Below are 6,591 nucleotides of genomic sequence, written 5' to 3'. Positions count from 1 at the left end.
AAGGCGGGTGGTGCGTATGTGCCGGTGGATCCGGAGTATCCGGCGGAGCGCAAGGCCCACATCCTCACCGATGCGCGGCCGGTGCTGGTCATCGATGATCTGGCGGCCCTCGCGGCGGCTGACGAGTACGCGGCCGAACCGGTACCGGCGATCACCGATCTCAACACCTCCGCGTATGTGATCTATACGTCGGGTTCGACGGGTCGGCCGAAGGGTGTGGTGGTTGAGCATCGTTCGGTGGGGGCGTATCTGGAGCGTGCGCGGGAGGTGTATCCGGATGCGTCGGGTACGGCGTTGCTGCATTCGTCGGTGGCGTTCGATCTGACGGTGACGGCGTTGTACACGCCGTTGGTGAGCGGTGGCCGGGTGGTGCTGGGTGAGCTGGATGAGCGGGCCGGGGAGGCTGGTCGGCCGTCGTTTATGAAGGTCACCCCCTCCCATCTGGGGTTGTTGGAGGCGCTGCCCGAGGAGGTGTCGCCGTCGGGGACGTTGATCACCGGTGGTGAGGCGCTGGTGGGTGAGGCGCTCGCGTCGTGGCGGGCCGCGCATCCGGATGTGACGGTGGTCAATGCGTACGGTCCCACCGAGGCCACGGTCAACTGCGCGGACTACCGCATCGAGCCCGGTGCCGCGGTGGCGGCGGGGCCGGTGCCGATCGGACGGCCGTTCTGGAACACCCGCGCCTATGTCCTGGACGCGTCGTTGCGTCCGGTGCCGCCGGGGGCGGCTGGTGAGCTCTACATCGCCGGTGTGGTTCTGGCGCGGGGCTATTGGCGTCGTGCGGATCTGACGGCGGAGCGTTTCACCGCCGACCCTTACGGCCCGGTGGGTGCGCGGATGTATCGCACGGGGGATCTGGCGCGCTGGAACGCCGATGGGCAGTTGGTATATGTGGGCCGGGTCGATGACCAGGTCAAGGTGCGTGGGTTCCGGATCGAACTGGGCGAGATCCAGGCCGTCATCAGCGGTCATCCCGAGGTGGCTCAGGTCGCGGTGGTTGTGCGGGAGGACCGGGCCGGGGATCAGCGGCTGGTCGCCTATATGGTGGCGGACGACACGGTTTCCGAATCGGGGTTGCGGGAGCATGCCGCTGCCCTGCTGCCGGATTACATGGTGCCGTCGGCGTTCGTCGCCCTCTCCGAACTTCCGCTGACACCGAACGGGAAGCTGGACCGGCGCGCCCTGCCCGCGCCCGACTACGGCCCTGAGGGTACGAAAGGCCGCGCCCCGCGTTCGCCCCGCGAGGAGGTCCTCTGTGGTCTGTTCGCCGAGGTGCTTGGCCTGGAGTCCGTCACCATCGATGACGACTTCTTCCGTCTCGGTGGCCACTCCCTGCTGGCGACCAAGCTGGTCAGCCGGATCCGTAGCGTGATGGGCGAAGAGCTGCCCATCCGGCAGCTCTTCGAGACCCCCACCGTCGCGGGCATCTCCACCCTCCTGGACCGGACGGCCCTCGCCACCTCCACCGCCCGCCCTGCCCTGACCGCGACCGCGCGCCCGTCCCGCGTCCCCGTCTCGTACGCGCAGGCCCGCCTCCGCTTCCTCGACCTGCTGGGCGACGGAAGCACCGCCTACAACGCCCCCGGTGCACTGCGGCTGACCGGACCACTGGACCGGGAGGCGCTGCGGCTGGCGCTGGGCGATGTGGTGGCACGCCATGAGAGCCTGCGCACCGTCTTCGCCGAGGACGAAGAGGGCTTCACCCAGATCGTCCTGGAGCCGCGCCACGCCGTGATCGACCTCGGTGTGCGGACGGTGGACGAGGCCCGGCTCGAGGCGGAGCTCACCGCCGAGGCCCGGCATGTCTTCGACCTGTCCCATGAACCACCGCTGCGGGTCACGCTGTTCGAACTGGGGCCGGACGAGCACGTACTCCTGCTGCTCCTGCACCACATCGCGGGTGACGGCTGGTCGATGCGGCCGCTGGCACGCGATGTGGCGACGGCGTACACGGCGCGCGTCGAAACGGGCGAGGCCCCGCGCTGGCAGCCGCTGCCGGTGCAGTACGCCGACTACAGCCTCTGGCAGCGGGCGGTCCTGGGCCGGGAGGACGACCCCGACAGCGAGCTCTCCCGCCAGCTCGCCTACTGGACCACCGTGCTCGCGGGCATCCCTGATGAACTCGCGTTGCCCGCCGACCGGCCGCGCACCGACGAGCTGACGCAGCGCGGCGGCCAGGATTCCTTCCACATCCCCGCCGAGCTCCATCAGGCGCTGTACGGACTGGCCCGCAAGACCCGCTCCAGCCTGTTCATGGTGTTGCAGGCCGGGCTCGCGGCGCTGCTGACCCGGCTCGGCGCGGGCACCGACATCCCCATCGGCACACCGATCGCCGGCCGCACCGACACGGCCGTGGAGGAACTGGTCGGGTTCTTCGCCAATACGCTGGTGCTGCGCACGGACACCTCGGGCGATCCGACGTTCAACGAGCTGATCGAGCGGGTCCGGGAGCGGAGCCTGGCGGCGTACGCACACCAGGACCTGCCGTTCGAGCGGCTGGTCGAGGTGGTCAACCCGGAGCGCTCGCTCTCCCGGCACCCGCTGTTCCAGGTGTCGCTGTCCCTCCACCACACCGACCCCCGGGCCACGGTCGCCGAGGTCGCCCGGCTGCCGCGGCTCGCCGTGGAGTTGCAGCGGCTGCCGATCGAGGACACCAAGTTCGACCTCAACTTCGAGCTGACCGAGCGGTTCGACGACGCGGGGAGGCCCGTCGGCATCGCCGCCGACCTGGAGTTCAGCGCCGAACTCTTCGACCCGCGCACGGCCCGCTCCCTCCGCGAACGCTACCTGCGGCTGCTGACCGCCATGGCCGGGGAACCGGACCGGCGGGTCTCCGAGGCCGGGATACTCGACGCGGCCGAGCGTACGGCCGTCCTCGAGGAGTGGAGCGACATCCGGCGCCCCGGTGTCGCCGCTGTGCTGTCCCGCGTGGAACTGCCCGACGGGGTGCGCGGCACCCGGGTCCATGTGCTGGACGAGACGCTCCGCCCGGTGGCTCCCGGTGTTCCGGGGCAGCTGTACGTGGCGTACGAGGCCCCGGCCGGCCGGGACGGCGCCGATGCCGCCGACGCCGGGCGGCCGCTCCCGTGCCCCTTCGACCACGGCAGCGTGATGCACCGCACGGGCCGAACGGCCCGCTGGTCCCACGACGGGGAGCTGCGGCTGGTCGAGACCCCCGCCGGGCGTCCGGGCGAGGTCACCGCGCCCGACCGGCGGACCGAGCCGTACCGTGCGCCGCGCTCCCCGCGCGAACAGATCCTGTGCACCCTCTTCGCGGAGATGCTGGGTGTCCCCTCCGTGGGCATCGACGAGGACTTCTTCGCCGGCGGCGGCCATTCCCTGTCCGCCGTACGGCTGCTCAGCCGGGTGCGCTCGGTGCTCGGTGTGGAGATCTCCATCCGCCGGCTCTTCGAGACTCCGACCGTGGCCGGTCTGTCCGCGGTGCTCGACGAGGCGTCCGGCGCCCGGCCGCCCGTGACCCCGGCCCCGCGCCCGCCGCGCGTTCCGCTCTCGTACGCCCAGCAGCGGCTGTGGTTCCTGCACAACCTGGAGGGCCCCAGCGCCACCTACAACATCCCGGTCACCCTGCGGCTCGTCGGCACCCTTGACCGCACCGCGCTGCGCCTGGCGATAGGTGACGTCGTCGCACGCCACGAGAGCCTGCGCACGCTGTTCGCGCAGGAGACGGCGGAAGGGACCGGCGCGCGGCAGGTCATCCTGCCCGCCCGGCAGGCGCGACCGGAGCTGATCGAGGAGACGGTCGCCCCCGAGGAACTGGACGACAGGGTGCGGGCCGCGGCCTCCCACCCGTTCGACCTCACCCGTGAACTCCCCGTCCGTGGCTGGCTGTTCACCACACCCACCGGGGAGTGCGTCCTCGTCCTGGTGGTCCACCACATCGCGGGCGACGGCTGGTCGCTCGGCCCGCTGGCCCGCGATCTGTCGTCCGCGTACACGGCGCGCGTCGAAACGGGCGAGGGCCCGCGGTGGCGGCCGCTGCCGGTGCAGTACGCCGACTACACCCTGTGGCAGCGCGAGGTGCTCGGTGCCGAGGACGACCCGGACAGCGAGATCTCACGCCAACTCGCCCACTGGAAGCAGGCACTCGCCGGTCTCCCGGAAGAGCTGGAGCTGCCCGCCGACCGGCCCCGGCCACCGCGCCAGTCCCACCAGGGCGGACGCGTCACCTTCGAGGTTCCCGCGGAGCTCCACGCGGGCCTCGCCCACCTGGCGCGCGACACCCGGTCGAGCCTGTTCATGGTGGTGCAGGCCGCCCTGGCGACGCTGCTGACCCGCCTCGGGGCCGGTACCGACGTGCCGATCGGCAGCCCCATCGCGGGGCGCACCGACGCCGCCGTGGAGGACCTGGTCGGGTTCTTCGTCAATACGCTGGTGCTGCGCACCGACACCTCGGGCAACCCCGCCTTCACCGAACTCGTCGGCCGGGTCCGCGAGACGAACCTCGGCGCCTACGCACATCAGGACCTGCCGTTCGAGCGGCTCGTCGAGGTGCTCAGCCCCGTCCGCTCGCTCGCCCGCCACCCCCTGTTCCAGGTGCTGCTGGGGTTCGACAACAACCAGGACGCCCTCGAAGTGCTGAGGCTGCCGGGCCTGACCATGGACGTACGGGCCCAGGAGACCGGACGCGCCAAGTTCGACCTCGCGTTCTTCTTCGACCAGACCTATGGGCCCGCGGGCGAGCCGACCGGTATGCACGCCGCGGTCGAGTACAACGCCGACCTCTTCGACCGGGAGACCGCCGACGGCTTTGCCGATCGTCTGCTGCGGGTACTCGAAGGCGTCGCGGCCGCCCCGGACCGTCCCATCGGGCAGCTCGACATCCTGACGCCCGCCGAAGCCCGGCACATCCTGCGGGACTGGAACGGGACCTCGCACGAGGTGCCGCCGGAGACCGTGCCCGCCCTGTTCGAGCGGCAGACCGCCGAGGTGCCCAGGGCCACCGCGCTGATCTCCGAGGGCACCACCCTCGCCTACGAGGAGCTCAACGCCCGGGCCAACCGGCTGGCCCGGCTCATGGCCGCCGAGGGCATCGGGGCGGAGGACGTCGTGGCGATCGCCCTGCCCCGGTCGGCGGAGATGATCGTCTCCCTGGTCGCCGTCCTCAAGACGGGCGCCGCCTACCTCACCCTCGACACCTCGGCCCCCGAGCAGCGGCTGCGCGCCATTCTCGACGACTGCGCGCCCCGCGCCCTGATCACCGACGCGGCCACCCGCCCCCTCCTGGGCACCGGCCCGGCCCGCTGCCTCGTCCTGGACGACCCGGCCACCGTACGGGCACTCGCCGACGCCCCGACGGCCGATCTCACGGACGACGACCGCGTACGCCCGCTCGACCCGCGCCACCCGGCGTACGTCGTCTACACCTCGGGCTCCACCGGGACCCCCAAGGGTGTGCTGATGCCCATGGCGTCGCTGATGAACCTGCTCGCCTGGCACACCGGCACCTACAGCGGCGGCGTCGGCACCCGCACCGCCCAGTTCCTCGCCGTCGCCTTCGACTTCGCGGTACAGGAGATCCTCCAGGCGCTGGTGGCGGGCAAAACACTCGTCCTGCCCGAGGAACACGTCCGGCGCGACGCCTACGAACTGGTCCGCTGGATCGCCCGGCACGGTGTCAATGAGCTGTTCGCGCCCACTTTGATGATCGACGCGGTGCTCGCGGCCGCCGAGGACCGCGGCGAACCACTGGACTCGCTCACCGACATCTTCCAGGGCGGCGAACAGTTCCGGCTCAGCGGCGAGCTGCGCCGGTTCTGCGCCGGCGACTGGCGCCACATGGCACACAACATCTACGGACCGGCCGAGACCCACGCGGCCACCTCCACCACGCTCCCCGAGGACACCGACGAGTGGCCGTCGTCCGCGTCCATCGGCCAGCCGCTGTGGAACGCCCAGGTCCATGTGCTCGACGCACATCTGCGGCCGGTGCCGCCCGGTGTGCGCGGCGAGCTCTACATCGGCGGCGCCCAACTGGCCCGCGGCTATCTGAACCGGCCCGGCCGCACCGCGGAACGCTTCGTCGCCGCCCCGTTCGGCGCCCCCGGCTCCCGGATGTACCGGACCGGCGACATCGTGTGCTGGAACCGCCTCGGGCAACTGGAGTTCCTGGGGCGCGCCGACGACCAGGTGAAGATCGGCGGTTTCCGCGTCGAACCCGGCGAGGTCGAAGCCGTGCTCGGCGACCATCCGGACGTCGACACCGCGGTCGTCGTCACCCGCGAGGACACCCCCGGGGTGACCCGGCTGGTCGCCTACGTCGTACCGGAAGGCGCCCACGACGAGGCCGACCTCGCCCCCACCCTGCGCACCCACCTCGAACGGCAGCTGCCGCACTACATGGTCCCGTCGGCCGTCACGGTCCTGTCGGAACTGCCCCTCACCGTCAACGGAAAGCTCGACCGGCGCGCGCTTCCCGCCCCCGTCGCGGACCGCGACGGCACGGACCGGCGGGGGCCGCGCACCGAGCGGGAGAAGGCGCTGTGCGGGCTGTTCGCCGAGGTGCTGGGGCTGGACGGGGTCGGTATCGACGACGGCTTCTTCGACCTCGGCGGCGACAGCATCATGTCCATC

Annotated in this window: 1 protein-coding gene; it reads left to right on the top strand. The window is 71.6% G+C overall.

Annotated features, from left to right (window positions below):
- Window positions 1-6,591, top strand: a 6,591-nt coding sequence (locus AB0E24_RS45735) for a non-ribosomal peptide synthetase (protein WP_359385955.1), incomplete at both ends; no start/stop codon positions are given.

Origin of the sequence: Streptomyces malaysiensis subsp. malaysiensis, from assembly GCF_040653035.1 — a bacterium.
Taxonomy (GTDB): domain Bacteria; phylum Actinomycetota; class Actinomycetes; order Streptomycetales; family Streptomycetaceae; genus Streptomyces; species Streptomyces malaysiensis.
Note: the sequence above shows the minus strand (reverse complement) of the source record. Positions and strands in the feature narration are given on the sequence as shown.